The following is a 25,666-nucleotide window of genomic DNA, read 5'->3' as shown; positions in this document are numbered from 1 at the left end:
GGCCCCCGATGTCACTCGGCCGGTTCGCCGGCGGCACCTGAACCGCCTCGTTGTACCTCGCCTCACGGCCGTGCCCCGGGACAGGCCGGGGCACGGCCGTGGTGGTTCAGCGGACCGGCGTGAAGTCCCGGGCGCCGATGAAGTCCGGGCGGCGGACGGGGGCCGCGAAGGGGTCTGTGGCGGGGTTTTCGGTGCTGTTGAAGACGATGAAGAGGTTGGAGCGGGGGTAGGGGGTGATGTTGTCGCCGGAGCCGTGCATGGCGTTGCAGTCGAACCAGACGGCGGAGCCGGCGGGGCCGGTGAAGAGGCGGATGGAATGGGCGTCGGCGAGGCGGGTCAGGGCGTCGGGGGAGGGGGTGCCGGCGTCCTGCATCTGGAGGGAGCGCTTGTAGTTGTCGCGGGGGGTCTCGCCGGCGCAGCCCAGGAACGTCCTGTGGGAGCCCGGCATGATCATGAGGGCGCCGTTGGTGTCGTAGTTGGGTGTCAGGGCGATGGAGACGGAGACGGTGCGCATGCGGGGCAGTCCGTCCTCGGCGTGCCAGGTCTCGAAGTCGGAGTGCCAGTAGAACCCGGACGCCCCGAAACCGGGCTTGACGTTGACCCGGGACTGGTGGACGTACACGTCGGAGCCGAGGATCTGCCGGGCCCGCCCCGCGACGCGTTCGTCACGGACGAGGGCGGCGAACACCTCGCTGATCCGGTGCACCTCGAAGACCGAGCGGACCTCGCCGGAGCGGGGTTCGACGATGGCGCGCTCGTCGGCGCGGACCGCCGGGTCGTCGAGGAGACGGTTCAACTCGGCCCGGTAGACGTTCACTTCGGCCGGATCGAGGAGCCGGTCGACCGGGAGGAAGCCGTCCGTGTCGTAGGCGGCGAGGTCGGCCGGGGTGATCGGCCCCGGGGTGCCGGGCGGCGACCAGACGACCGGGTCCCGGCGGGGGGTCGTGACTTCGCGGGGGCCACGGCTCGGGTAGAGATCGGTGAGCGTGGTCATGGGATCAGTCCTCCAGGAGCAGGGGGTAGACGCCGTTCTCGTCGTGGTCCTCACGGCCGGTGACGGGCGGGTTGAACACGCACACGCACCGGAAGTCCGTCTTCGGCCGCAGCGTGTGCCGCTCGTGGCCGTCGAGGAGGTACATCGTGCCGGGGGTGATGAGGTGGGTGAGGCCGGTCTCCTCGTCGGTGAGCTCCGCCTCGCCCTCCACGCACAGCACCGCCTCGACGTGGTTCGCGTACCACATGCTGGTCTCGGTCCCGGCGTACAGGACCGTCTCGTGCAGCGAGAACCCGACCTTCTCGCGGGCGAGGACGATGCGTTTGCTCTCCCAGGTGCCGGACCTGGAGCGGACGTGGCGGTCGGTGTTCTCGATCTCCGCAAGCGACCTGATGATCATGGGTAAGTCATCCTCCGTTCAGTGCGACCCTCGTTCAGTCCGACGCCCGCACGGCCCGGTCGAGGATGTCCAGCCCCTCGTCCAGCTCGGCCTCGCTCACCGTCAGCGCCGGCAGCAGCTTCACGACCTCACCCTCGGGCCCCGACGTCTCCAGCAGCAGCCCCCGCTCGAACGCCCGCGCGCACACCTCGGAAGCGCGCGCCGGGTCCTCGAACTCGACCCCCCACACCAGCCCGCGCCCCCGGCAGGACGTCCCGGTGTGCTCCGCGCACAGCGCGAGGAGCCGCTGCTCGACCAGCTCACCGAGCCGCCGGGTCCGCAGCTCCGTCTCCTGGTCCGCCCAGTACGCGTGCAGCGCGGCCGTCGCCGTCACGAACGCCGGGTTGTTCCCCCGGAATGTCCCGTTGTGCTCGCCCGGCTCCCACAGGTCGAGTTCGGGCCGGAACAGGGTGAGCGCCATCGGCAGCCCGTACCCGCTGATCGACTTGGAGACGGTCACGATGTCCGGCGTGATCCCCGCCTCCTCGAAGGAGAAGAACGACCCCGTACGCCCGCACCCCATCTGGATGTCGTCGACGATCAGCAGCATGTCGTGCCGCGCGCACAGCGCCGCGAGCCCCCGCAGCCACTCGGGCCGGGCCACGTTGATCCCGCCCTCGCCCTGCACGGTCTCGACGATGACCGCCGCCGGATGGTTCAGCCCGGACCCGGTGTCCGCGAGCAGCCGCTCGAACCACAGGAAGTCCGGGACCTGCCCGTCGAGGTAGTCGTCGAACGGCATCGGCGTCCCGTGGACCAGCGGAATCCCCGCCCCGGCCCGCTTGAACGCGTTGCCGGTGACCGCGAGCGACCCCAGCGTCATCCCGTGGAACGCGTTGGTGAACGAGACGACGGACTCCCGCCCCTTCGCCTTGCGGGCCAGCTTCAGCGCGGACTCCACAGCGTTGGTCCCCGTCGGCCCCGGGAACATCACCTTGTACGGCAGGTCGCGCGGCTTCAGCACGAGGTCGTGGAAGCTCTCCAGGAAGGCCCGCTTGGCCGTCGTCGCCATATCCAGGCCGTGCGTGACGCCGTCCCGCTCCAGATAGTCCAGCAGGGCGCGTTTGAGGACCGGGTTGTTGTGCCCGTAGTTCAGCGAGCCGGCGCCGGCGAAGAAGTCCAGGTAGCGGCGCCCGTCCTCGGACCACAGATGGCTGCCGCGCGCCTGGTCGAAGACGACGGGCCAGCCGCGGCAGTAGCTGCGGACCTCCGACTCCAGCAGCTCGAACGTACTCAGGGGCGTCTCGATGGTGGTCATGCGAAAAACTCCTCATAAAGGGGGGAGGGAGGAAAAAGAAGGGGGAGGGTCAGCGCAGGGGGCCGATGCGGTGCAGCACCTCGGGTGCGTGCCCGGCGCCGGGGAACAGCGCGTCGTCGAACAGCACGGTCTCCTCGACCGGTGCGCGGTGACGTTCCGCGTACGACGCGAAGAGTGCCCGGGAGGCGGCGTTGTCCGGCGTGATGGTGGTCTCCACCATGCGCGCGGCGGTCCGCGCGGTCAGCGCGTCGAGCAGGGCGCCGGCCAGTCCCCGCCCCTGGTGGGCGTCGGCGACGGCGATCTGCCAGACGAAGAGGGTGCCGGGGCGGTCGGGCCGCAGGTAGCCGGTGACGAACGCGACGGGTTCGCCCGCGTGCCGGGCGACGGCCGAGGTGTCCGCGAAGTCACGGCACCACAGGAGGTAGCTGTAGGGGGAGTTGACGTCGAGGACCTGGGAGTCCCGGGCGATGCGCCACAGGGCGCTCCCGTCGTCCACGGTCGGGCGGTCGATGGTCAGGGCAGGATGAAAGGGCATGAGTCCCTTGGGCCGGGAACGGGGAGACGGGCGACGGGCCCGGCGGGCGGACCACGCGCGCGGAGCCGGCGGTTCGGGTTCACAGCACCGCGCTCAGGAATTCCCGCGTACGCCGGTGGCTCGGCGCGCTGAACAACTGCTCGGGGCTGCCCGCCTCCACCACCCGCCCGGCGTCGAACATCAGGACCTCGTCGGAGACGTCCCGGGCGAACCCCATCTCGTGCGTCACGCACAGCAGCGTGATGTCGGTCGTCTCCGCGATCTCCCGCAGCAGGTCGAGGACGCCGGTGACGAGTTCGGGGTCGAGAGCCGACGTCACCTCGTCGAGCAGCAGCACCTCCGGTTCCATGGCGAGCGCGCGGGCGATGGCGACCCGCTGCTGCTGCCCGCCGGACAACTGGGTGGGATGCGCGAGCGCCTTGTCCGCGAGGCCGACCATGTCGAGCAGTTCCCGCGCCCGCTCCTCGGCCTGTTCCCGGGGCTGTCCGAGGGCCCGCACGGGCGCCTCGGTGATGTTGCGGACCACGTTCATGTGCGGGAACAGGTTGAAGTGCTGGAAGACCATGCCGATCCGGCGCCGCAGCGCCCGCAGGTGCTTCTCGTCGGCCGGCTTCAGCGAGCCGTCGGGGGTGCGCTGGTGCGTGAGGGGTTCGCCGTCGACCCAGATCACGCCGTCCGTGACCGGCTCCAGCGTCATCAGCAGCCGCAGGATGGTGGTCTTGCCGGAGCCAGAGGGCCCGATGAGGGTGATGTGCCGGCCGCGCTCGACGGAGAAGTCGAGTTCGTCGAGGACGGTGTTCTCGCCGTAGCGTTTGACGACCCGTTCGAAGCGGATCATCGGGGGTGTGACGGCGGCGGTGGAATGGACGCGGGGTTCGGTGTCAGTGGCCAAGGCGTTGCTCCAGTTTCCGCAGGGCGAGCGAGGTGGGGTAGCTCGCCAGCAGGAAGACCAGGCCGGCGAGGGTGAATGCCTCCGGGTAGGCGAAGTGGTCGGCGCCGTACTCACGGGCCTGCGCGACCATCTCCGCGACGGTGATCACGGCGAGGAACGGCGTCTCCTTGAACATGGAGATCGCGTAGTTGCCGAGCGCGGGCAGCACGGTGCGCACCGCCTGCGGCAGGATGACGTCCCGCCAGGTCAGCCCCGGCGTCAGGGACAGCGCCCGCGCCGCCTCCCACTGCCCCCTCGGGACGGCGTCGATACCGGCCCGGTAGACCTCCGCGAGGTAGGCGGAGTAGTGGACGCCGAGCACCGCGACGCCGATGGTCAGCGGATCCAGCGTGGTGAACACCGCGTACGCGCCCGCGAGTTGGACCAGCAGCGGGGTCGAGCGCACGAACGTGACGAGGCCCGCGAGCGGCAGGGTCACCCACCGCGTCGGCGCCCGCCCGCCGACCGCGAGCGCGAGCCCGAGGACGGCGGCGACCAGCGTCCCCAGCACGGTCGCGAGGAGCGTCGTCTCGAACCCTTCGAGCAGCAGCGGCAACGCCTCGCGCACCGCGTCCCAGTCCCAGTGGTAGTTCACGGGCGGCCCCCGCTCATCACCACGGGCGTCCCGGCCTTCGGCGCGACCGTACGGCCCAGCCGTCCGGCGGCACGCCGCTCCAGCCACCGCATTCCGGCCGTCAGCGCCCACGCGAGGACGAAGTACAGGGCCAGCAGCGTCAGATAGGCGGGCACGGTCTCCCCGGTACGGTCGCGCAGCGTCTGGATCACCGTCGTCAGGTCAGCCACCGAGATCAGCCACAACAACGGCGTGGACTTGAGGAGTTGGATGAGCAGGTTGGTGAACGGCGGGATCATCTGCGGCCACGCCTGCGGCAGCAGCACCCGGTACAGCCGCTGGAGCGGGGTGAAGCTCAGCGCGACGGCGGCCTCCCGCTGCGGCGTCGGCACCGCCGCGAGCGCCCCGCGCACCACCTCGGAGCCGTACGCCCCGTAGTTGAGGCCGAACGCGAGCACCCCGCACGCCAGCGGATCGAACTGGTACCCGGTCAGCAGCGGGAAGGCGTAGTACAGCCAGAACAACTGGATGTAGAGGGAGGTCCCGCGGAAGAACTCCACGACCCCCCGAGACGTCCAGCGCACCACGCGCAGCCGCGACCCGGCGGCCAGACCGCAGCCGAACGCGACGGCGACGGCGAGCAGCGCGCCCAGCACGGTCGCCTGGACGGTCACCCACAACCCGGAGCCGACCGAGGGCAGTTCGTCGCGGAACAAGGAGAGGAAGTCACCCATGACGACGCCTCCGGCTCAGGCGGCGCACAGACGCGCGGTCGACAGACCGGCGGGCGGCAGTTCGGCGGCCGTGAAACCGTACGCGCCCAGCAGGCGCACATACCGCTCCCGGTCCGAAGTGATCTTCTTCAGCTGGACGTTGAAGGCGTCCCGCAGCGAGGTCGCGGTCTTGCGGAACACCGCTCCCCCCGGGCTGTACTGCTTCACCCCGCCGATCATCGGCACGAACGGTTCGGTCACCTGGAGCCCCTTGTTGGTCCGCGCCAGCCAGCGCAGCGACACACCGGTCAGCACGAAGGCGTCGATGCGCCCGCTCTTGACGGCGTCGGCGCCGTCCTGCGGCTTGGTCAGCGTCTTGATCCGGCCGTCCGCGATCCCGGCGTCCCGCACGTACCCCTTCTCGGCCGCGCCCGACATCACGCCGACGGTGACCCCGGCACGCTTCGCCGACGCCAGGTCGGTCAGCTTCTTGGGGTTCCCGGACGGCACCATCATGGCCGTCGGCGAGATGAACTCCGGCTCGGAGAACGCGGCCTTCTCGCAGCGGTCCGGCAGGATCGCCATCCCGGCGCTGATCACCTCGTACTTCCCGGCCAGCAGCCCCGGGATCAGCCCGTCCCACTCCGAGAACACCGGCCGCAGCTCCGGCACGCCGAGCGCCTTGAACACCTCGCCGTGCAGCGCCGGTGCCTCGCCCTTCAGGGTGCCGCCCTCCCGGAATCCGTACGGCGCCTCGTTCGCGTACGCAACCTTGACGTAGCCGCGCTTGCGCAGCGCGGGGAGGAGTTCCGCGTCGTCGGTGGCGCCTCCCTCGACCTTGCTGCACGCGGCGAGGCCACCGAGGGCGGCGAGTCCGATGAGGCGACGACGGGTCAGGACGGTCTTGCTGGGCATCAACTGGAGTCCCCTGGTCGGGCGATCAACTTTCGTCGTGCCGACGCACCTGCCCGTCCTCAGAAAGGTATGCGCAAACCGTTTGCAGCGTTATGGGCTCGTGCCGGGGATGTTGCGGGAACTTAACCGCCCTGAATGTTTGAAGGGCGGACCATCCCTGCCCTGAGTCCAGGGTTGTCAAGTTTCCTTCTCGGCGCTATATAAGAAGGCACAGGGCATCGCACCCCGGAATCCGAAGAGAGGAGTGACCCGTGATGCTCATGCGTACCGACCCGTTCCGCGAGTTCGACCGGCTCGCCCAGCAGGTCCTCGGCTCCAGCGCCCGCCCCACCGCGATGGCGATGGACGCCTACCGGTCGGGTGACGACTTCATCGTCCACTTCGACCTCCCGGGCATCGACCCCGAGACGATCGACCTCGACATCGAGCGCAACGTCCTCAACGTCCGCGCCGAGCGCCGCAGCCCCGCCCCCGAGGGCGCGGAGCTGATCGTCGCCGAACGCCCCACGGGCACCTGCACCCGTCAGCTCTTCCTCGGCGACACCCTCGACACGGACCGCGTCGACGCCTCCTACGACGCCGGCGTCCTGACCCTGCGCATCCCGGTCGCCGAACAGGCCAAGCCGCGCCGCATCCGCATCACCGGCGGCACCGGCCGCAGGGAACTCGGCAAGTAACCCCACCGCACCACCAGCGCCCCGCGGCGACGTCCGGCCGCGGGGCGCCGCACACCCACGCACCGTGGAGGAAGAAACCACCCATGACCGTGACGACCGTGCCCCCCACCCCGGCGCGCGAGAACGACTGGTCCGACCTCGTCGAACGAGTCCGCCGCAACGGCCACTACGCGACCCCGGCCGAGGCCGAGCGGATCACCCGGACCGTCCTCGCGGCCCTCGGCACCCAGGTGGTCGCCGACGAGCGCGTCGCCCTCGCCCGCGCCCTGCCCGGCGAGGCCGCCCGGATCATCGCCGCCCAGATCCCGGCCCGGCGCCCGCTGACCGGCCCGGAGTTCGTCGCCTCGGTGGCCACCCGCAGCGAGAACGCCGCCGCCCTGGCCACCGTCCGCTGGGACGTCAGCTCGGTCCTGAGCACCCTGCCGGAAGTCGCCGGCGACGACCTCGTCGACCGGGTGCTCGCTCAACTCCCGCCCGGCTACGCCCTGTTGTTCGGCCGCGCGGAGTTGATCCCGGCCCGCTGAACGGCGTCACATGTACTGGAAGTACCGGTCCCACCACAGCGGCGGCGCGTCGTCGTCCTCGTCCTCCTCGCCGGGGATCGGCTCGTCGGCGAGGGGCGAGGGGCCGTCGTAGGGCTCCAGGAGGAGGGCGACGGGGACGTACACGCAGCCGAGGGACGCGCAGAGGCCGTCGAGCCAGGTCACGAACCCCGGGTCCAGGCCCTCCTCGCAACCCGGCACGCCCCAGTCAGGGCCAGTGCCAGTGGTGACGAAGGGGCCGAAGTTGCTCAGCAGGACCCAGCGGTCCGGGGTCGAGACGTAGCCGTGGAAGCTCGCGTCCTGGACCACGCCGGATGTCACGGACGGGCCGAACCGGTCCTCCAGGGCCCCGGCGAGGCGGGCGAAGCGGTGCCGGGCGGCGGACAGGTCGTGGCCTGCGGGGAGTTCGAGGCGGTCGGGGTCGTCCAGCTCGCGCAGGAGGGTGCGGAGGCGGTCGGGGGAGTGCATGGCGGGCCTTGTCGTCGAGGAGTCGTGAGGAGGTGCGGGAAGGGGCGGCGACCAGGTCGCCGCCCCTGAGCTTGTCAGCCTGCCGGGGTCACGTCCGAGGACACGACGCCGACGCCGACGGGTACGCCGTGATGACGCGGTACTTCTTGCTCTTGTACCGGGTCACGATGCACAGGAACTTCTCGCCGCCCTCGCCGATGGCCTCGGCGTACTCGTGGGCGAACACCTTGTTCCCGGCGCTGATCTGCGGCGTCTGGTTCTTGACCCGCTCCCAGGCGTCGTCGATCATCGCCAGCACCTCGTCCTGGCCCTTCGTCACGAAGACGCCGTGCAACGGCTTGTCGGGGTTGGGCCGGGTGTGTTCCATGACGTGGTCGATGCGGTGCGAACTGCCCTGCGGCATGTAGACCAGGCCGCCCGGCGACTGGAAGATGTCGTTGCCCAGGTTCTGGAAGTTGACCGGGCACGACGTGGCGCCCGCCGCGAGCGCCGTCCGCGCCAGCGGCCGCACGCACACCGGGAACTGCGGGGTCTTGCCGAACAGCCGGCGGAAGAAATCGTCCGCCTTCGTCGCCCACTTCCCGCCCTTGACCCCGGCCGCGCCCCACCCGGCGAACGGCACCATCCCGGCGCAGGACAGACCCGCGTCGATCCCGTTGCCCTCACCGGCGTACCACAGGCAGTTGGCACCGTCGGCGGCCTCGCCGAAACCGGGGATCAGACCGAGGACGTCGAGGGCGAAGTGACCGCCCTCGGAGAGGACCTGACCCCAGTCGATGTCCTCCAGCTCGGCCATGTACGCGGCGAACTCCTCGTCCTCCGCCAGCAGACCGAACTCCTCCGCCTCGGCCGCGGCCTGCGCGAAGTGCTGCCGGATCTCCTCCTGGAGCTTGCGGAACGCCACCTCGCCGGCCTGCGTCGCCGCCTTGCTCGCCGCGGCGGCGTCCTCACCGGCGGCGATCTTCGACGCGTACGCGGCGTCGGCCGCCGCCCACGCGCTGCTCGCCGACACCTGCGCGGCCGCCGCCGACGACCGGGCCTGGCCCGCCGACACGTCGGCACGCACCACGGCGTCCTTCGCGGACGCCTCGGCGGCACGGGCCGTCCGCGCGGACGCCGCCGCCTCGGCCGCGGATTTCTCCGCCGCGTCGGCGTGCGCGTCCGCCTGCCTGGCGTACTCCGTGGCCTCGGCGGCCGACTCCTTGGCCTGCTGCTCGTAGCGGGCCGCCTCCTCGGCGGCCTTGCGGGCCGTCGCCGCCACCTTCGCGGCGATCAGCGCGTTCTGCTGCGCCGTCGCGGCCACCCGCGCCGCCCCGGCGATCATGCCCTGCAGCCGGGACACGTGGGTCGCCGTCAGCCGGTCCTTGCGCACGGCCCGGTACTGGTCGACCTCGATGAACCGGTGCAGCACCTCCGGCGGCCCGTTCAGCGCCACATCGGCGGCGGCCTTCAGCTCCGGCCCGCCCGCGCTGTAGAGCTGGACGGCACGCACCCGCTCGTCGCTCGTGCGCGCCGTGTAGTACCCGGTGTGGACGAACTCCCGCAGCGCGTCGGTCGACCCGGAGTCCAGGGCGGCCTGTCCCGCCTTCTTCACGCCGGGCCCGGCGCCGGTGACCAGCTGGGTGACCCGGATCCGGTAGTCGTCCCGGGCCGCCTGGTGCTGGCCCGTCGCGATGAACGCGCTGATCCGCGCCGCGTCCCCGGTCAGGGCCGCCTTCGCGGCCGTCCGCACGGCCGCGTAGTCCGACTCCCAGGCCAGGTTGACCGTACGGGCGTACTCGTCGCGCCGGGCGGCCTCCGGCAGCCCCGTCCTGACGTATTCGACGACCAGCGCGTCCGAACCCGCGAGGGCGGACTCGGCGGTGGTGACGCTCCACGGGCCGCGCGTGGCGGCGATGTGCAGCGCGACCGCACGCGCCTTGCCGGCGATCCGCGTCAGGTCGGCGTCCGGCGCGGTGACCTCCTCCGCAAGGGCCCGCGCCTCCTCGTCGGCCGCCCGCGCCTCGGTCGCCGCCCGCTGCTCACGCGCCGTGCGCTCGGCGTCCGCGCGCTTGAGCGCCTTCGCCTGCTCGACGTCCGTGTAGCGGCGGTCGGCGAGTTCGGCCGCCTCCACCTCGCGGGCGACGTCGTAGGTGGCCTTGGCCTCGACGACGGCTGCGGTCGCCGCGTCGGCGGCCTTCTTCGCCTCGGCCGCGTGCTTGGTGGACTCGGTGGCCGCCTTGGCGGCGTCCCCGGCGTGCTCGGCGGCCTCCTCGGCCGCCGCGCCCGCGTTACGGGCGTGCACCGCGGCCGAGTTGGCCGCGTCCCGCGCCGCACGGGCCGCCTTCGCCGCCTTCGCCGCGAGCGCGACGGCACGGTTGGCCGCGCGCGTCGCCTCGGCCGCCTGCCGACGGGCCTCGGCGGCGGCCGCCGTCGCCCGCTGGGCCTGCGCGCTGGAGACGTTGGCGTGCCCGCTCGCCTCCTGCGCGGCAGCCGCCGCGAGGTCCGCGTTCGTCCCCGCGCTGGCGGCGGCGAGCGCCGCCTTGCCCGACTCGTCGGCCGCGATCGCCGCCTGATCGGCCGCCTTCGCCGCGGTCTCCGCGCCCTTGGCCGCCGCGTACGCGCCCTCGGCCGCCTTGCGCGCCGCCGACGCCTTCGTCGCGTCCGTCGCCGCGTCGGCCGCGGCACCGCGCGCGCTCGCCGCCGACTGGGCCGCCGCGGACGCCGCCGAGGCGGCCTGCGCCGCCGCGTTGGCCGCGATGCGCGCCGACGTGTTCGCCGCCCGGGACGCGTTGATCGCCTCCTGGGCCGCCTTCGCCGCGCCACTGGCGGCATCGGCGGCCCGGCCCGCCGCGTTGGACGCCTTGGTCGCGTCCTCCTTCGCGGCGGCCGTCTCGGCGGCGGCCTTCTGCGCGGCCTCCTTGGCGAGCTTCGTCGCCGCGACGGCCCGCGCCGACGCCTCCTTGGCGGCCTCGGTCTCGACCTTGGCCAGCCGGCCGGACTCCTCGACCAGCTTCACCAGGTCCTCGATCGTGGCCAGCTCCTGGTCACGGGCGAGCGCGAGGTGCCGGCCCACCTCCAGGAACTCGGTCACGTCCTCCGGCGTCCCGTCCAGCGCCACCTGCGCGGCCTCACGCGTGGCCGGACCGCCGGCCGACAGGAGCTGGACGACCTCCACGCGCTCGTCGTCGCGCCGGGCGTCGTACTGGCCGTCGGTGATGAAACGCTGCACGTCGTCGGGGGTGCCGTCGAGCGCCGCCCGGCCCGCGCTCCTCACCTCGGGGCCGCCCGCGCTGATGATCTGCGTCGCGCGCACCCGCTGGTCCTGCACCAGCGGCGCCTGCCAGCCCGACTCGATGAACGCGTCGAGGTCCGCCGGGGTCCCGGCGAGCGCCCGCTCGGCCGCCTCCCGCACACCCCGGCCGCCGGCCGAGAAGATCTGGACGGTGGCCACGCGGTCGTCCGACAGTTCGGCGACGGCGCGCTCGCTGTCGAGGAACGCGCGGACCTGGGCGTCCGTGCCCAGTAGCGCGGCCTCCGCCGCCGCCTTCACACCGGGGCCGCCCGACTTCCACGCGCGCAGGACCTCGCCGCGCGGGGTGTCGGGGATGTGGTCCGTGCCCACGGGCTCGCCGGAGTCCGGCGGCACGGCCGCCTGGACGGGGGTGCCGAGCAGGCCCACGAAGAGCGAGAGAAGGAGGACGAGACAGAGGGCTCGTGCGGAATTCCGTATTCCGTCTGTTCTGAATCTATGCGTCAAGACGGGGTCAAATCCTTTCTTTCCCGAGGAAAGCACAAGACGCACCGGACGGTGCCTCCCGGAGAATACGTCCTGTCCCACCTGCGGAGCGGCTTGATACCGTACGATCGTGGCCGAGATCGGGGCGGTCAAAAACGGGGGAAGTGTGCCAACGGTACGTAAAGCGAGACCGGTCGTACCGACGCGACGCCGTACCGGCGAATTTCCCGGATCTGCCCGTTTGTCGCACACTTTCTGTCCGTACACCGGAAGGAATCCCTGGTGATTTCCCGCGCCCATAAACTCCTGATCGCCAGTGCCGGGGTCGGCGCCGCCCTCGCCGCGGGCACCGCGCTCGCCATCGCCGCCCCGGGCGCCGCGCCCACCGCCGGGGACGAGCCGCCCTACCTCGCGGAGGACTTCTCCTACCCGAACGCCGCGAAGATCGAGGCCGAGCGGGGCATCAAGCTCGTCCGGGGCGACGGCCACATCACCCTCGCCGCCTGCGACGACGCCGCCGACCAGATCAAGGTCCTCTCCCGCACCGGCACCGGCGACTTCTGCTTCGCCACCACGTCCGCGAGCGGCTTCCTCACCCTCGAACTCGCCGACGTCTTCGCCGTCCAGACCGAGAGCCACCCGGTCCGCGTCGAACTCACCGCCGAGGGGCAGACAGAGACCGTCGACGTCCCGAAGAACGACCTCCAGGGCGTCGGCGAGGGCCTGGGCAAGCCGCCGACGGTCCTCCTGGAGATCCGGGTGACGGGCTGACCGAGGCCGCGCGGTGCGTAGGCTTTCGGCGTGGGTCCCCGCAGTTCGACGCGGGGACCCGGACCGCCCGCCGCAGCCGAAGGAGCACCCGTGAACATCGGTGAGATCGCCCGGCGGGCCGGTGTCTCCCGGAGCACCGTCTCCTACGCCCTCAGCGGCAAGCGCCCCGTCTCCGACGACACCCGGCGCAAGATCCAGCACGTCATCGACGAACTCGGCTACCGCCCCAACGCCAGCGCCCGCGCCCTCGCCAACGGCCGCACCTCCACCATCGGCCTGGTCTTCCCGCCCGCCGGGCCCCACTACACCGGCATGCAACTCGACTTCATCGGCAGCGTCGTCGAGGCCGCCGCCGCCCACGACCACGACGTCCTGCTCTCCCCGAGCGGCGTCGACAGCGACCGCTCCTTCCAACGCCTGCTCGGGGAGAGGCGGGTCGACGGCGCGATCCTCATGGAGATCAAGCTGGCGGACGACCGCGTCGACCACCTCGCCGGCCTCGGCTTCCCCGCCGTCACCATCGGCCGCACCGCCCGCCCGGAGGGCCAGTGGTGGGTGGCCCTCGACCACACGGCCCTCGCCGCCGCCTGCGTCCACCACCTCGCCGACCTCGGCCACCGCCGCATCGCCTTCGTCAACCGCCCCGAACGCCTCCTGCGCTCCGGCTACGAGTCCGCGCACCGGGGGCTGGAAGGCTTCACCAAGGCCGCCGCCGAACGCGGGCTGACCGTCCGCGCGTACTGCTGCGGCGACGACGCGGCCTCCGGCGAGGCGTGCGTGGAGCGGATCCTGCGCGACGACCCCGCGACGACCGCCCTTGTCACCCTCAACGAGGCCGCGCTCGGCGGCCTGTACCGGGGGCTCGCGCACGCCGGCCGGCACGTCCCCCGCGACTTCTCCGTCACCGGCGTCGTCGCCGCCCGCTGGGCCGAGACGGTCACCCCGCCGCTCACGGCGGCCGACGTGCCCGCCGCGCGGATGGGCGAGCTGGCGGTGGACCTCCTCATCGAACGCCTCACCGACCCGTCCGCCCCCGCCCGCCACCACCTGCTGACGCCGCCGATCTCACTGCGAGCGAGCACGGGGCCGGCGTGAGGGACCTGCGGGGCTGAGGGGCTGAGGGAACCGGCGGTCGCCGCGACGCCGCCGACGCGCCCCGCACGACTAGCCGGAGCGCAGCCGACGACACCCCGCACGTTTCGCTGGACCGCTGCTGACGCCCCGCGCGTCTCGCCGAGTTGCCGTTGGTGCCCCGCATGTTTCGCTGGACCGCTGCTGACGCGCCGCATGTTTCGCCGGAGCGCGGCCGACGACACCCCGCACGTTTCGCTGGACCGCTGCTGACGCCCCGCGCGTCTCGCCGAGTTGCCGTCGGTGCCTCGCATGTTTCGCTGGACCGCTGCTGACGCCCCGCACGCCTCGCCGAACTGCCGCCGGCGCCCCCCACGTCCCGGCGGATCGCCGCCGTCTCGCCCCCTCGCCTCGCCGCCCCGCAGCCGTCCCCCCTCGCCTCAGCGCACCGCCGTCGAGCTGACCTGCCTGACCTGCGGCAGTGTTGTCACCATGTGGGCCACGGCGCGTTCGCTCAGGCAGATGTGCTGGTGGGGGATGTCCCCGGGGAAGCGTGCGAAGTCCCCGGCCGCGAGGTCGACCGGCTCGGTGAGCGGTCCCGTGCGGAGCCGGCCGGTGATGACGTAGACGTGGTGGAGCGTGCCGGGCGCGTGCGGGGCGATGGGCTCGGGCCGGCCCGCCGCGCGGTCGAGGCGCAGGACGAGCGTGCGGACGTACCCGGAGCCGTACACCTCGTCCAGCAGCCGCTGCGACCAGTTCCCGGCGCGCGACCACTCGCCCTCGTCGTGCCGCTGGACGTGGACGGGCGTCCCCCACTCGGTGAGCAGCCTGCGCGTGGGGACGTCGAGGGCGGCCCCCAGCAGGGACAGGGTCTCGACGGTCGGGTTGCCGGTGCCCTGCTCGATCTTCGACAGCGTCTGCTTCGACAGCCCCGACCGGCGCGCGAGTTCCCCCAGCGACATGGCCCGCTCCAGCCGGAACCGCCGTACGTTCCGCGCGACCAGCTCGTTCTCGTGGGTCAGACCGTCACTCTTCACAGGCATGCCGCCCATGCTGGCGGACCCGGGCCTGTCCGCTCACGCTTTCACGCAAAGCCGGGCGGCCCGATCTCGCCAGCGAAGACGATGACCTGGTCGATGAGGCCGCGGCGCAGGTGGACGACGTCGGTGCCGGCGAGCCGGGGGCCGCCGTCGGGCGTGGTGAAGACCCAGCGGTAGCGGGCCCACTCGTCGGGCATGTCGATGGCCGAGGAGCGGACCATGGTGCCGGTGCCCGCCGGGTGGCGGCGGATGTCAAGGACGAAGCGCTCCACCGCCTCGATGCCCTCGCTGCGGCCGAGCGGACCCCAGAAGACGACGTCCGAGGTGAGGGCCTGGGCGAGCAGGGACGTCACATAGGCGTCGGCCGAGGCGTTGAAGGCGGAGATGAACGTGTCGATCGCGGACCGCGCGGTCTCTTCCTGCATGGGCCAGTCATACCAGCCCGCGCGCCCGGGAGCCGACCCCGCACTGTTTTGCAACTAGTTGCATAATGACGTCCGGCCCTCTACAACAGAGGGGCACACACCGCGAAGGAGGGCACCATGAGCCGCTACCCGCACCTGCTGAGCCCGCTCGACCTGGGCTTCGTCACACTGCCCAACCGCGTCCTCATGGGCTCGATGCACGTCGGCCTTGAGGAGGCCGAGCGCGGCTTCGAACGGATGGCCGCCTTCTACGCGGAACGGGCACGCGGGGGAGTGGGCCTCATCGTCACCGGCGGCATCGCCCCGAACGACGAGGGCCGCCCCTACCCCGGCGGCGCCAAGCTCACCACCGAGGAGGAGGCCGAGCGGCACCGCGCCGTCACCGACGCCGTGCACGCCGAGGGCGGCCTGATCGCCCTGCAGATCCTGCACTTCGGCCGGTACGCCTACCACCCCGACCTGGTCGCCCCCAGCGCACTCAAGGCCCCGATCAGCCCCCACACGCCCCGCGAACTCACCGGCGCCGAGGTCGAGAAGACCATCGAGGACTACGTCCGCACGGCCCGCCTCGCCCGCGCGGCCGGCTACGACGGCGTCGAGATCATGGGCTCCGAGGGCTACCTCATCAACGAGTTCATCGCCGCCCCGACCAACCACCGCACCGACGAGTGGGGCGGCTCCTACGAGAACCGGATGCGGTTCCCCGTCGAGATCGTCCGCCGTGTCCGCGAGGCCGTCGGGGACGACTTCATCCTCGTCTACCGGCTCTCCATGCTCGACCTCGTCCCCGGCGGCTCCACCTTCGACGAGGTCGTCACCCTCGCGAAGGCCGTCGAGGCGGCCGGCGCCACCCTCATCAACACCGGCATCGGCTGGCACGAGGCCCGCATCCCGACCATCGCGACGTCGGTGCCGCGCGGCGCCTACACCTTCGTCACGCGGAAGCTCATGGGCGAGGTCGGCATCCCCCTCGTCACCACCAACCGCATCAACACCCCGGAACTCGCCGAGGAGTTGCTGGCCGGCGGCGTCGCCGACATGGTCTCGATGGCCCGCCCGATGCTCGCCGACCCGGAGTTCGTGAACAAGGCGGCGGCCGGCACCCCCGAGGCCATCAACACCTGCATCGGCTGCAACCAGGCGTGCCTGGACCACACGTTCAGCGGGAAGATCACCTCCTGCCTGGTCAACCCCCGCGCCTGCCACGAGACCGAGCTCGTCCTCTCCCCGACCCGCCTGCGCAAACGCGTCGCGGTCGTCGGCGCCGGACCCGCCGGCCTCGCCTGCGCGGTAACGGCCGCCCAACGCGGCCACGCCGTCACCCTGTTCGACGCCGCGAGTGACATCGGCGGCCAGCTCAACATCGCCCGCAAGGTCCCCGGCAAGCAGGAGTTCGACGAGACGATCCGCTACTTCCGCCACCAGTTGACGGCCCATCAGGTCGACGTCCGCCTCAACACCCCTGTCGGGGCCGACGACTTGACGTCCTACGACGAGATCGTCGTCGCCACCGGAGTCGTCCCCCGCGTCCCCGACATCGACGGCGTCGACCACCCCAGCGTCCTCGGCTACCTCGACGTCCTGCGCGACGAGGCCCCTGTCGGCGAGCGCGTCGCGGTCCTCGGGGCCGGCGGCATCGGCTTCGACGTCGCCGAACACCTCACCGACAGCGGCGACAAGGCCCACGAGAACCCGGCGGCCTACTTCCGCGCCTGGGGCGTCGACCACGACCACACCACCCCCGGCGGCCTCACCACCGCCGACCGCCCCACCCCGCCCCGCACCGTCCACCTCCTCCAGCGCAAGCCCACCAAGGTCGGCGCGGGCCTCGGCAGGACCACCGGGTGGATCCACCGCACCGAACTCAGGCACCGGGGCGTCACCATGACCCCCGGTGTGACCTACGACCGCGTCGACGACGCCGGCCTGCACATCACCGTCGATGGACACAGCACGGTCGTCGAGGTCGACACGGTCGTCCTGTGCACGGGGCAGGAACCGCGCCGGGACCTGTACGACGCGCTGGTGGCCGCGGGCCGCACGCCGCGCCTGATCGGGGGCGCCGACGTCGCCGCCGAACTGGACGCGAAACGCGCCATCAAGCAGGGCACGGAGACCGCCGCCGCCCTGTAGGGGCCTTTCTAGGATGACCGCATGTCACTCCCGCACGCGATCCTCACCGCCCTGCTCGAAAAACCGTCCTCGGGGCTGGAGCTGACCCGCCGGTTCGACCGGTCGATCGGATACTTCTGGTCGGCCACGCACCAGCAGATCTACCGCGAGCTGGGAAAACTGGAGGCGGAGGGCCATATCCGCGCCCTCCCCTCCGAGGCCCCCGCGCGCGGCCAGAAGAAGTCCTACGAAGTCCTCCCCGAGGGCCGCGCCGAACTCGCCCGCTGGACGGCCGGCCCCCAGGACCCCCGCCCCCACCGCGACGCGACCCTCCTGCGCCTGCGCGCCGCCGCGGTCGTCGGCACCGCCGGCCTCGCCACCGACCTCACCCGCCATCTCGCCCTGCACCAGCGCCAGTTGGCCGAGTACCAGGAGATCGAGGCCCGCGACTTCCCGCCCGGGGACGACAGCACGCAGGCCAGGCTGCACCACCTGGTCCTGCGCGCCGGCATCGAACTGGAGACGTTCTGGACGGACTGGCTCGCCCGAGCCCTCGCGGAACTCCCCGCCGAGGAACCCTGACCTCGGACCGTGGAGAACGGGCTCAGAGCCGGTACGGCCGCCGGCGGCGCCGCAGGAACCAGCCCGCCGCCAGCATGCCGACGGCGGTGAGCGCTCCGCCCGCCGCGAGGGTCACCGTGCCGTAGTCGCGGATGCCGCCTCCGATACCGCCGAGGACGCCGCGGGAGGGGGCGGAGGTCGCGGAGATGGTGGGGGCGGAGGCGGTGGAGACGATGACGACCTGGGAACCGGCGTCGCGGCCGTCCGCGCAGCGCACCATCACCGTGTACGTGCCGGGGGTGACGTTCGTCCAGGCGGCCGACTGGCTGACCGTCGTCCCGGACAGGGTCGCCTGGCGGCCCTGGCTGAAGCTGGTCTGGCTGCTGGTCAGCAGAGACCCGGTGCCGTAGCTGCCGTCGACCTGCGTCGTGCACGTGCTCGTCACCACCGACACCGTCGACCCCGTCGTACTCACCGAGATCCCGGCCGCGAACGCCGGACCCGCTGCCAGCGCGACGGTCGCCGCAGCCGCCCCGGAGCCGACGAGAAGCTGAAGTGTGCGCATCGGATGTGCCCTCCCGGCGGCACGGTCGGCGGTTCATCCGCCGGGGGTCGGGAACGGCCGTGCTGCCTCAGCCGAAGCCAACGCGGCCACGGCGGGGCCCGCACCCCGGGGCCGCCGGGCAGGTGACGGATTCCTCCGTACGGCGCAACCTGCCGGCCCCGCCGCAGCCCCGGATCCTGGCGGTCCGTCAACCCGCGTGCACCGTACGGCCCCCTTGAGGTGGCCGACGGGACGCGCGGGCACCAGATTTACCTGAGTGTCCGTCAGAGTCCCCCCACGGATTGGGTTTCTCCACGTGCGTCGCCCCCAGTCGTTGACACTCGCCGCCGTCTGCCTCGCCCTGCTGGCACCGACCGCGCCCGCCGTCCCCCAGGCGTTCGGCCTCCCCACCTCCGACGGCCCCGTGGACGCCGACGACCTGCTGGCCAAGGTCCGCGACTGCGACCCCGTCTCACGCGGCAAGTACCGCACGGACGACGGCGCCCCGCGCACCGTCCCCGTCTGCGGCACCCGCGACGCGGTCTTCTGGAAGGCCGACATGGACATCGACTGCGACGGGCGCCCCGGCCGCCACTGCAACCGCGACACCGACCCCCTCTTCGCCCCCACCACCGCGTTCCAGCAGTCCGACGGGCGCCACCTCAGCGCCGAGACGCTGCCCTACATCGTCGTCCCCATGAAGAGCCGGACCTGGAACCACCGCGACAGCGGCGTCCTCGCCGGATCCGTCGCCGCCGTGATCTACCAGGGCCGGATCCAGTACGCCGTCGTCGGCGACACCGGACCCGACGACATCATCGGCGAGGCGTCCTACGCCACCGCCAAGGCCCTCGGCATCCCCGCCGACCCCAGCACCGGAGGCGTCCCCTCAGGCGTCACCTACATCGTCTTCAAGGACTCACGGGTCAAGCCGATCGAGGACAAGAAGGAGGCGGTGGCGGTGGGCGAACGCCTGGCGAAGCTGTTCGTGCGCGGGGACGGCTAGGGCCCGTCAGCCGTAGACCGGGTCGCCGTCGGGTGGCCCGCCCATGATCAGGCGTCCGGCACCCGACGGCCCACCGGTTCACACCTTGCGGTACGCGTACGCCTCCCCGGCCGCCGCCTCCACCGCCGTCAGGTCCGCCCCCGTCGCCGCCGTGACGGCCGCCGCGATCGCCCCCTCGACGAACGGGGCGTCCAACAGGCGGATGTCGTGCGGGAGTTCGTCGTCCTCCAGCAGCGCCTTGACGGTCAGGACGGCGCTGCCCAGGTCGGCGAGGACGGCGACCCCCGCGCCCTGGTCGACCTCGGCGGCGGCCCGCGTGATCAGCGCGGCGCTGGTCCCGAACCGGCCGTCCTCGGTCCCTCCGGCGGCGGCCACCGGCACGTCCGTGCCGTCGCCGACGAGGCCGCGCGCGAGGTCCGCGACGGACTCCGCGACCGTCGCGCTGTGCGAGACCAGGACGATCCCGACGAGTTTCCGCTCGCTCATGAAGTGCTGTCCTCCCCTTGCTCTTGACTGTCGGCGAGCGCCGCGATCAGCAGGGCCGCCGAGGTCGCCCCCGGGTCCTGGTGACCGACGCTGCGCTCGCCGAGATAGCTCGCGCGCCCCTTGCGCGCCTGGAGCGGCACGGTCGCCTCCGCACCCCGCTCGGCCGCGTCCCGCGCCGCGCCGAACCCGGCGTCGAGGGCGTCCACGGCCGGGAGCAGCGCGTCGACCATGGTCTTGTCGCCCGGCGCGGCCCCGCCGAGCCGCATCACCGCCTCCACCCCCGCCCGCAGCGCCGCCGCGAACTCGGCCTCGCTCACCTCGGCCGCGTCCCCGAGCGCCTTGCCGGTGCCGCGCAGCAGCGTCCCGTACAGCGGGCCCGAGGCGCCGCCGACGGTCGAGATGAGCTGCCGTCCGGCGAGCTGGAGGACCGCGCGCGGCGTCGCGGGCGCCTCCTTCGCCAGGGCGGCGGTCACGGCCGTGAACCCGCGCCGCAGGTTCGCGCCGTGATCGGCGTCCCCGATGGGCGAGTCGAGCTCGGTGAGACGGTCCGCCTCACGCTCGACGAGCGCGGCGGCCGTCGTCAGCCAGCGGATGAGGAAACCGGCGTCCAGCATGGGAACTCCTCGGTCGGCGGACACGTTCGCCATACGACGGATCACATCCCCCAGCGCAGTCCCGCCGTGCTGACCGGCGCCTTCCACAGCCGCAGCAGCTCCTCGTCGATCTGGCACAGCGTCACCGACGCGCCCGCCATGTCCAGCGAGGTCACATAGTTGCCGACGAGCGTGTGCGCGACGGCCACCCCGCGCTGGGCCAGCACCCGCTGCACCTCGGCGTTGAATCCGTACAGTTCGAGCAGCGGCGTCGCCCCCATGCCGTTGACCAGCGCGAGGACGGGGTTGCGGGGCGTGAAGTCGTCCAGGATCGCGTTGACGGCGACGTCCGCGATCTCCCCGGACGTCATCATCGGCCGCCGCTCCCGCCCCGGCTCGCCGTGGATGCCGATGCCGAGTTCCAGCTCGCCCGGCGGCAGGTCGAAGGTGGGGGAGCCCTTCGCCGGGGTGGTGCAGGCGTTCAGCGCGACGCCGAAACTCCGGGAGTTCTCGTTGACCTGACGGGCGATCGCCTCGACCCGCTCCAGCGGCTGCCCCTCGTCGGCCGCCGCGCCCGCGATCTTCTCCACGAACAGCGTCGCCCCGGTGCCGCGCCGCCCGGCGGTGTAAAGGCTGTCGGTGACGGCGACGTCGTCGTCCACGAGGACCTTCGCGATCTGGATGCCCTCGTCCTCGGCGAGTTCGGCCGCCATCTCGAAGTTGAGGACGTCCCCGGTGTAGTTCTTCACGACGAACAGCACCCCGGCCCCGCTGTCCACGGCCGCCGCCGCCCGCACCATCTGGTCCGGCACCGGCGAGGTGAACACCTCGCCGGGACAGGCCGCCGACAGCATGCCGGGGCCCACGAAGCCCCCGTGCAGCGGCTCGTGCCCCGAACCGCCGCCCGACACCAGCGCCACCTTCCCGGCGACCGGCGCGTCCCGGCGCACGATCACCCGGTTCTCGACGTCCACGACCAGCTCCGGATGCGCCGCCGCCATCCCTCGCAACGCGTCGGCGACCACGGTCTCCGGAACGTTGATGAGCATCCTCATGGCGTGTCTCCTAGTGACGTCGTTCGCCCTTGGCGGTGGGCGGCGGCCGAAGGCGGTCGTGCGGATCATAGCCACCCTCACGGCAGTATCGGCCGTGCTGCCCAGAAGGTCACGGGTTCCCCGGACGCCCGTCCGCCATGAGAACGCTGTGAAGAGCCGGTGAATCTATTCAGCTCTCAAGTTGTTCGCGTCCGCCGCGACCGGACCGTGGCCCAGGATGACGGCGATCACGGGGGAACTCGATCACACCTCCCACACCGGACCGACCGTCACGCGCACACGCCCGCAAGCCGTGCGCGGGAAAAGGCACCCACGTGTCCCAGCACCACCCCGGCCGACGCCGCACCGGCGGCAGAACGGCACTCCTGCTGACCCCGGCACTCCTCGCCGGCCTCGCCCTCACCTCGGGACCGGCCGCCCAGGCGTCCAACGCGCCGGCCGACGCGGCCCGGCGGACGACCTACGCCGCCGGCACCTACCTCGTCCAGCTCGCGGACCAGCCCGTCGCCGCCCACCCCGGCACCGCGCCCGCCGGGGGCGCACGGCTGAACACGCGGTCCCAGGCGGTCCGCGACTACACCGGCCGGCTGACCCGCGAACGCGACCGGGTGCTGGAACGGGTGGCGGGCGTCGAACCGCTGCACACCTACCAGTACGTGCTGAACGGATTCGCCGCCCGCCTGACGGCACGCCAGGCGTCCGAACTGGCCCGCACCCCCGGCGTCGTCTCGCTCACGCCCAACGAGATACGCAGGCCGGCCGACGACGCCCCGGCCGAAGAGAGTGTGCGGGCCACGGCACCCGCCGGCACCCAGCCCATTCCCGAGCCTCCGTCCGAGCCGACGTCCGAGCACCTGCCCGTCCCCGACACCGCCGCGTTCCTGGGTCTCAAGGAGCGCACGGGACTGTACGCGAAGACCCCCGGCGGGCAGCGCGACGCGGGCGAGGGCACGATCATCGGCGTGCTCGACAGCGGCATCGACACCGACAACCCGTCGCTGCGCGCCCTGCCCGAACCCCGGCCCGACGCCCGGATCATCGCCGCGAAGTGGAAGGGCGCCTGCGACCGGGGCGCCGACACCGCGCACCAAGTCACCTGCAACAACAAGGTGATCGGCGCCCAGTACTTCAACCAGGGCCTGCCCAACCCGACGAAGTCCGACTGGGCCTCGCCCCGGGACTCCGGCTCGTACGGCACCCACATCGCGACCACCGCGGCCGGCGATATGGACGTGCCCGCGCACGTGCCCGGCACCGCCATCTCCGGCCGTGTCTCCGGGATCGCCCCGGCCGCGCGCATCGCGGTCTACAAGGTCTGCTGGAGCGTCGGCTGCCCGACCGTGGACGTCGTCGCCGGCTTCGACAAGGCCGTGGCCGACGGCGTCGACGTCATCAACTACTCCGTCGGCAGCAACGCCCTGGCCGCCACCCCCGAGTACACGGCGATGTTCAACGCCGCCAAGGCGGGCGTCTTCATCGCCGCCTCCGCCGCCAACTCCGGCCCCGGCACCGTCCGCAACAACGTCCCCTGGGTGACCACGGTGGCCGCGTCCACCCACGACACCGGTTACCGCACCACCGTCACCCTCGGCGACGGCAAGACGTACGAGGGGGCCGGCATCAGCGACCGCGCCGTACCGTCCGCGCCGCTGGTCGACGCCGCGAAGGCCGCCAAGAGCGGGGCGGACGTCGGACAGGCCGAGCTGTGCCAGCCGGGCACCCTCGACCCGGCCAAGGTCAAGGGCGCCGTCGTGCTGTGCCGGCGAGGCCAGTCCGTCAACACCGACACCAGTGTCGAGGTCGAGTCGGCGGGCGGCGTCGGCATCGTGCTCTACAACCCGAACGCGGTCCAGGACCGGCTCACCTACACCTACCCCCTCCCGCGCGTGCACCTCGACAACACCGCGGGCGCCGCCGTCAAGGCATACGCCGACGGCCCCGGCGCCACCGTCCGCCTCAGCGCGGCCCGAGCCGTCGCGCAACGGGCCCCGCAGATCGCGGCGTTCTCCTCCGGCGGCCCCAACCCTGTCACCGGCGACCTGCTCAAGCCCGACCTCGCGGCCCCCGGCCTCGACATCGTCGCCGGCACCACCCCGGGCGGCGACGACGGCCGTTTCACGGGCGAGCAGGGCATCATGTCCGGCACCTCGATGGCGACCCCGCACGTCGCCGGCCTCGCGCTGCTGCTGCGCGCACGCCACCCCGACTGGTCCCCCATGGAGATCAGGTCGGCGCTGATGACCACGGCGACCACCACGGACCGCGCGGGCGAGCCCATCACCCGCATCGGCACCGGCCGCCCGGCCACCCCGCTCGACTACGGCGCCGGACAGGCCGTCCCGAACCGCGCCGACGACCCCGGCCTGGTCTACGACTCCACCCCGGCCGACTGGACGGCGTACAACTGCGCCGTCACGGGCGCCCCGGTGACCGCCGGTGACTCCTGCCCCACCGGGGAGCGGACCGCCCCGAGCGACCTGAACTACCCGACGATCTCGGTCGGCGCCCTCGCCGGGAAGCAGACCGTCACCCGCACCGTCACCAACGTCAGCGCCGCGACCGGCGTCTACACGGCCGAGCTGCGCACGCCGCCCGGCTACCGGGCCGAGGTCACGCCGAAGGAACTCGTCGTGAAGCCCGGCGCGTCGGCCGGCTACCGGGTCACCTTCACCCGCACCGACGCCGCCTACGGCGACTGGGCGTTCGGCTCGCTCACCTGGCACGACCGGCAGGGCCACCGGGTCCGCAGCGCCGTCGCCCTGCGCGCCACCCCGCTCGCCGTCGCCGCCGAGGCCACCGGCGAGGGCGCCACCGGCTCGGTCGCCCTCGCGCCGAAGCCCGGCTGGGACGGCACCCTCACCACGGCGGTGAACGGCCTGTACGCGGGCACCGCCGAGACCGGCACCCTCACCGGGACCAACCCCGACTTCGCCCCGGGCCGGTCGCCGCTGCCGGCCGCCACGATCAGGACCCGGATCACCGTGCCCGAGGGCACCGAACTCGCCCGCGTCGCGATCCGGTCCGCCGACCACCTGCCGGGCAGCGACCTGGACCTGTGGGTGCTCGACAAGAACGGCGACAACCTCGTCAACCTCGTCACCGGCAACGACGAACACGTCGACCTCACCGAGCCGGGCACCTACGACGTCTACCTCAACCAGTACGCCCTCCCGCAGGGCGCGACCGGCCAGACGTACACCCTGCGCACCTGGCTGATCGGCAAGGGCACCCGGCCCGACCACACCGCCACGGCCACCCCGGCCGAACAGCCGGTCACCCGGGGCACCCCCACCGGGGTCACCGTCTCCTGGCAGGACCTCCCGGCCGGCCGCCCCTACCTCGGCCTGATCGGCTACGGCGACGGCACCGGAGCCGTCGGCCGCACCCTCCTGAGCGTCACCCCGTGACCGCGCTCCGGCCCCGCCCCCACGGGCGGCGGGGCCGGAGCCGTTCGGTGTCAGCCCGCGGGGGTGTTGTAGTTGACGATCCCCTCCACCATGAGGGCGGTCGCGCCGGCCAGCGGGTTGGCGGCCCCCACGCACACGACGTCGGGCAGCCGGTGCGCCTCGTTCTCGGCGACGGCGACCATGCCCCAGAACGCGTTGAAGCCCGAGGGGTCCGCCGGCTTGTCGGTGGCCGCCCCCACGGTCAGGACGCCGTCCACCTCGGCCACGGCCAGCGCGCCCATCTGCCGCAGCGTCTCGTGGTCCCGTTCCTCGGCGGCGACCACGCTCCAGCCCGCGACCTCCACCCGCCGGAAGGCGTCGAGGAGCTTGCCCTGGGTGTCCGGCCCTGTGACAACGATGTCGGGCAGGACGAGGGCCACCGGCCCCCGGGTCATCGGCAGCGCGGCCCGGATCGCCCCGTCGAGACCGGGTCCGTACGAGTCCGCCTGGTAGACGAAGACCATCTGGAAGAGGTCGGCGTAGCGGGCCAGATGACGCACCGTGTCCAGCTTGTGCTCCGCGAACACGACGACCAGACGCACGGTCAGTCCGCTCTTGGCGAGTTCGACGACGGCTTCCAGGCTGCGGTCCAGCACCGTGATTCCAGAAGCCAGGCAGTGCAGCTCCTTCGGGTAGGGCGCCCCGAAACGCGTTCCGTGCCCGGCGCAGGGCAGGATGACCGACACATCAGGTACGGGTGTGAACGAACTCTGCATCGCGTAGCGCTCCGATTGTGTGGAGGGGGGAATTGCACACCTCGCCGGGCACAGACTGCCCGGTTCCGGACGGCGC

25 protein-coding genes are annotated in these 25,666 nt (G+C 72.6%); 8 read left to right on the top strand and 17 right to left on the bottom strand.

Going from position 1 to position 25,666, the window contains the following annotated elements; translation table 11 throughout:
* Positions 1-106: 106 nt before the first annotated feature.
* The 8 genes from thpD to ehuB form a co-directional block, all read right to left on the bottom strand.
* Complete coding sequence (gene thpD / locus IAG44_RS03305) at positions 107-994, bottom strand: ectoine hydroxylase (protein WP_187745633.1); 888 nt, start codon at positions 992-994, stop codon at positions 107-109.
* A 4-nt stretch (positions 995-998) separates the two neighbouring features.
* A complete protein-coding gene (locus IAG44_RS03300) occupies positions 999-1,394 on the bottom strand; it encodes an ectoine synthase (protein WP_187745632.1) in 396 nt (131 codons plus the stop codon).
* 34 nt (positions 1,395-1,428) lie between these two features.
* Positions 1,429-2,691 carry a diaminobutyrate--2-oxoglutarate transaminase gene (gene ectB / locus IAG44_RS03295; RefSeq protein WP_187745631.1) on the bottom strand — a complete coding sequence of 421 codons (1,263 nt, stop codon included), beginning with the start codon at positions 2,689-2,691 and terminating at the stop codon, positions 1,429-1,431.
* A gap of 49 nt (positions 2,692-2,740) precedes the next feature.
* On the bottom strand, positions 2,741-3,226 hold the full coding sequence (ectA, locus tag IAG44_RS03290) for a diaminobutyrate acetyltransferase (protein WP_187745630.1): 486 nt from the start codon (positions 3,224-3,226) through the stop codon (positions 2,741-2,743).
* Positions 3,227-3,305: 79 nt separating this feature from the next.
* Entirely contained in the window at positions 3,306-4,064 is a 759-nt protein-coding gene (gene ehuA, locus IAG44_RS03285) for an ectoine/hydroxyectoine ABC transporter ATP-binding protein EhuA (RefSeq protein ID WP_187752473.1), read from the bottom strand.
* A gap of 43 nt (positions 4,065-4,107) precedes the next feature.
* A complete protein-coding gene (gene ehuD / locus IAG44_RS03280) occupies positions 4,108-4,752 on the bottom strand; it encodes an ectoine/hydroxyectoine ABC transporter permease subunit EhuD (protein WP_187745629.1) in 645 nt (214 codons plus the stop codon).
* A complete protein-coding gene (ehuC, locus tag IAG44_RS03275; RefSeq protein WP_187745628.1) occupies positions 4,749-5,465 on the bottom strand; it encodes an ectoine/hydroxyectoine ABC transporter permease subunit EhuC in 717 nt (238 codons plus the stop codon). The genes ehuD and ehuC overlap by 4 nt, the downstream gene beginning before the upstream one ends.
* Before the next feature lie 15 nt (positions 5,466-5,480).
* Positions 5,481-6,359, bottom strand: a complete 879-nt coding sequence (ehuB, locus tag IAG44_RS03270; RefSeq protein WP_187745627.1) for an ectoine/hydroxyectoine ABC transporter substrate-binding protein EhuB — start codon at positions 6,357-6,359, stop codon at positions 5,481-5,483.
* Between the two features lie 254 nt (positions 6,360-6,613).
* Here ehuB and IAG44_RS03265 point away from each other — a divergent pair, with 254 nt between their 5' ends.
* Positions 6,614-7,036, top strand: a complete 423-nt coding sequence (locus IAG44_RS03265) for an Hsp20/alpha crystallin family protein (RefSeq protein WP_187745626.1) — start codon at positions 6,614-6,616, stop codon at positions 7,034-7,036.
* Between the two features lie 83 nt (positions 7,037-7,119).
* Positions 7,120-7,560 (top strand): DUF2267 domain-containing protein, encoded by a 441-nt coding sequence (locus IAG44_RS03260; RefSeq protein ID WP_187745625.1) that lies wholly within the window; start codon positions 7,120-7,122, stop codon positions 7,558-7,560.
* Positions 7,561-7,566: 6 nt separating this feature from the next.
* Here IAG44_RS03260 and IAG44_RS03255 read toward each other — a convergent pair whose 3' ends face one another.
* Together IAG44_RS03255 and IAG44_RS03250 are read right to left on the bottom strand one after the other, a co-directional pair.
* On the bottom strand, positions 7,567-8,046 hold the full coding sequence (locus tag IAG44_RS03255; RefSeq protein ID WP_187745624.1) for a hypothetical protein: 480 nt from the start codon (positions 8,044-8,046) through the stop codon (positions 7,567-7,569).
* An 88-nt stretch (positions 8,047-8,134) separates the two neighbouring features.
* Positions 8,135-11,707, bottom strand: a complete 3,573-nt coding sequence (locus IAG44_RS03250) for an ALF repeat-containing protein (RefSeq protein WP_246561403.1) — start codon at positions 11,705-11,707, stop codon at positions 8,135-8,137.
* Between the two features lie 339 nt (positions 11,708-12,046).
* Here IAG44_RS03250 and IAG44_RS03245 point away from each other — a divergent pair, with 339 nt between their 5' ends.
* Both IAG44_RS03245 and IAG44_RS03240 read left to right on the top strand, forming a co-directional pair.
* On the top strand, positions 12,047-12,535 hold the full coding sequence (locus IAG44_RS03245; protein WP_246561401.1) for a hypothetical protein: 489 nt from the start codon (positions 12,047-12,049) through the stop codon (positions 12,533-12,535).
* A gap of 90 nt (positions 12,536-12,625) precedes the next feature.
* The gene (locus IAG44_RS03240; protein WP_187745622.1) at positions 12,626-13,630 is read left to right on the top strand and encodes a LacI family DNA-binding transcriptional regulator; all 1,005 of its coding nucleotides are present in this window, start codon (positions 12,626-12,628) and stop codon (positions 13,628-13,630) included.
* A 416-nt stretch (positions 13,631-14,046) separates the two neighbouring features.
* On the opposite strand, the gene IAG44_RS03235 is transcribed toward IAG44_RS03240, so the two are convergent.
* Both IAG44_RS03235 and IAG44_RS03230 read right to left on the bottom strand, forming a co-directional pair.
* Entirely contained in the window at positions 14,047-14,649 is a 603-nt protein-coding gene (locus IAG44_RS03235) for a helix-turn-helix domain-containing protein (protein ID WP_223006773.1), read from the bottom strand.
* A gap of 41 nt (positions 14,650-14,690) precedes the next feature.
* Entirely contained in the window at positions 14,691-15,071 is a 381-nt protein-coding gene (locus tag IAG44_RS03230; RefSeq protein ID WP_187745621.1) for a nuclear transport factor 2 family protein, read from the bottom strand.
* Between the two features lie 117 nt (positions 15,072-15,188).
* On the opposite strand from IAG44_RS03230, the gene IAG44_RS03225 reads away from it, so the two are divergent.
* Both IAG44_RS03225 and IAG44_RS03220 read left to right on the top strand, forming a co-directional pair.
* Positions 15,189-17,204 carry an NADPH-dependent 2,4-dienoyl-CoA reductase gene (locus IAG44_RS03225; protein ID WP_187745620.1) on the top strand — a complete coding sequence of 672 codons (2,016 nt, stop codon included), beginning with the start codon at positions 15,189-15,191 and terminating at the stop codon, positions 17,202-17,204.
* Between the two features lie 21 nt (positions 17,205-17,225).
* Positions 17,226-17,765, top strand: coding sequence for a PadR family transcriptional regulator (locus tag IAG44_RS03220; RefSeq protein WP_187745619.1), 540 nt, complete (start codon positions 17,226-17,228; stop codon positions 17,763-17,765).
* A gap of 22 nt (positions 17,766-17,787) precedes the next feature.
* Here IAG44_RS03220 and IAG44_RS03215 read toward each other — a convergent pair whose 3' ends face one another.
* The gene (locus IAG44_RS03215) at positions 17,788-18,309 is read right to left on the bottom strand and encodes a hypothetical protein (protein WP_187745618.1); all 522 of its coding nucleotides are present in this window, start codon (positions 18,307-18,309) and stop codon (positions 17,788-17,790) included.
* A 295-nt stretch (positions 18,310-18,604) separates the two neighbouring features.
* Here IAG44_RS03215 and IAG44_RS03210 point away from each other — a divergent pair, with 295 nt between their 5' ends.
* Positions 18,605-19,294, top strand: a complete 690-nt coding sequence (locus IAG44_RS03210) for a glycoside hydrolase family 75 protein (protein ID WP_187745617.1) — start codon at positions 18,605-18,607, stop codon at positions 19,292-19,294.
* Between the two features lie 78 nt (positions 19,295-19,372).
* Here IAG44_RS03210 and dhaM read toward each other — a convergent pair whose 3' ends face one another.
* From dhaM to dhaK, 3 genes are read right to left on the bottom strand one after another with little or no spacing between them, the layout of a single operon-like run.
* Positions 19,373-19,780 carry a dihydroxyacetone kinase phosphoryl donor subunit DhaM gene (dhaM, locus tag IAG44_RS03205; protein ID WP_187745616.1) on the bottom strand — a complete coding sequence of 136 codons (408 nt, stop codon included), beginning with the start codon at positions 19,778-19,780 and terminating at the stop codon, positions 19,373-19,375.
* Positions 19,777-20,394: a dihydroxyacetone kinase subunit DhaL gene (gene dhaL, locus IAG44_RS03200; RefSeq protein ID WP_187745615.1), complete on the bottom strand. Its 618-nt coding sequence runs from the start codon at positions 20,392-20,394 to the stop codon at positions 19,777-19,779. The genes dhaM and dhaL overlap by 4 nt, the downstream gene beginning before the upstream one ends.
* A 41-nt stretch (positions 20,395-20,435) precedes the next feature.
* Complete coding sequence (gene dhaK / locus IAG44_RS03195) at positions 20,436-21,428, bottom strand: dihydroxyacetone kinase subunit DhaK (RefSeq protein ID WP_187745614.1); 993 nt, start codon at positions 21,426-21,428, stop codon at positions 20,436-20,438.
* Between the two features lie 314 nt (positions 21,429-21,742).
* Between dhaK and IAG44_RS44175 the strand changes: the two genes are divergently transcribed.
* On the top strand, positions 21,743-24,835 hold the full coding sequence (locus IAG44_RS44175) for a S8 family serine peptidase (protein WP_187745613.1): 3,093 nt from the start codon (positions 21,743-21,745) through the stop codon (positions 24,833-24,835).
* Positions 24,836-24,885: 50 nt separating this feature from the next.
* Here IAG44_RS44175 and IAG44_RS03185 read toward each other — a convergent pair whose 3' ends face one another.
* On the bottom strand, positions 24,886-25,590 hold the full coding sequence (locus IAG44_RS03185; protein WP_187745612.1) for a glycosyltransferase family protein: 705 nt from the start codon (positions 25,588-25,590) through the stop codon (positions 24,886-24,888).
* Positions 25,591-25,666 lie beyond the last annotated feature (76 nt).

This window comes from Streptomyces roseirectus, from assembly GCF_014489635.1.
GTDB classification, from domain to species: domain Bacteria; phylum Actinomycetota; class Actinomycetes; order Streptomycetales; family Streptomycetaceae; genus Streptomyces; species Streptomyces roseirectus.
This window is presented reverse-complemented; position numbering and strand designations above follow the sequence as displayed.

Excerpts from the sequence above, each read along its gene's own strand:
- IAG44_RS03235 (WP_223006773.1), bottom strand. The coding sequence starts at position 14,649 with ATGCCTGTGAAGAGTGACGGTCTGACCCACGAGAACGAGCTGGTCGCG.
- IAG44_RS03215 (WP_187745618.1), bottom strand. The coding sequence starts at position 18,309 with ATGCGCACACTTCAGCTTCTCGTCGGCTCCGGGGCGGCTGCGGCGACC.
- IAG44_RS03225 (WP_187745620.1), top strand. The coding sequence starts at position 15,189 with ATGAGCCGCTACCCGCACCTGCTGAGCCCGCTCGACCTGGGCTTCGTC.
- IAG44_RS03255 (WP_187745624.1), bottom strand. The coding sequence starts at position 8,046 with ATGCACTCCCCCGACCGCCTCCGCACCCTCCTGCGCGAGCTGGACGAC.
- IAG44_RS03265 (WP_187745626.1), top strand. The coding sequence starts at position 6,614 with ATGCTCATGCGTACCGACCCGTTCCGCGAGTTCGACCGGCTCGCCCAG.
- ectB (WP_187745631.1), bottom strand. The coding sequence starts at position 2,691 with ATGACCACCATCGAGACGCCCCTGAGTACGTTCGAGCTGCTGGAGTCG.
- dhaM (WP_187745616.1), bottom strand. The coding sequence starts at position 19,780 with ATGAGCGAGCGGAAACTCGTCGGGATCGTCCTGGTCTCGCACAGCGCG.
- ectA (WP_187745630.1), bottom strand. The coding sequence starts at position 3,226 with ATGCCCTTTCATCCTGCCCTGACCATCGACCGCCCGACCGTGGACGAC.
- dhaL (WP_187745615.1), bottom strand. The coding sequence starts at position 20,394 with ATGCTGGACGCCGGTTTCCTCATCCGCTGGCTGACGACGGCCGCCGCG.
- ehuC (WP_187745628.1), bottom strand. The coding sequence starts at position 5,465 with ATGGGTGACTTCCTCTCCTTGTTCCGCGACGAACTGCCCTCGGTCGGC.
- ehuB (WP_187745627.1), bottom strand. The coding sequence starts at position 6,359 with ATGCCCAGCAAGACCGTCCTGACCCGTCGTCGCCTCATCGGACTCGCC.
- IAG44_RS03220 (WP_187745619.1), top strand. The coding sequence starts at position 17,226 with ATGTCACTCCCGCACGCGATCCTCACCGCCCTGCTCGAAAAACCGTCC.
- dhaK (WP_187745614.1), bottom strand. The coding sequence starts at position 21,428 with ATGAGGATGCTCATCAACGTTCCGGAGACCGTGGTCGCCGACGCGTTG.
- IAG44_RS03185 (WP_187745612.1), bottom strand. The coding sequence starts at position 25,590 with ATGCAGAGTTCGTTCACACCCGTACCTGATGTGTCGGTCATCCTGCCC.
- IAG44_RS03300 (WP_187745632.1), bottom strand. The coding sequence starts at position 1,394 with ATGATCATCAGGTCGCTTGCGGAGATCGAGAACACCGACCGCCACGTC.
- IAG44_RS03260 (WP_187745625.1), top strand. The coding sequence starts at position 7,120 with ATGACCGTGACGACCGTGCCCCCCACCCCGGCGCGCGAGAACGACTGG.
- ehuA (WP_187752473.1), bottom strand. The coding sequence starts at position 4,064 with ATGATCCGCTTCGAACGGGTCGTCAAACGCTACGGCGAGAACACCGTC.
- thpD (WP_187745633.1), bottom strand. The coding sequence starts at position 994 with ATGACCACGCTCACCGATCTCTACCCGAGCCGTGGCCCCCGCGAAGTC.
- IAG44_RS03230 (WP_187745621.1), bottom strand. The coding sequence starts at position 15,071 with ATGCAGGAAGAGACCGCGCGGTCCGCGATCGACACGTTCATCTCCGCC.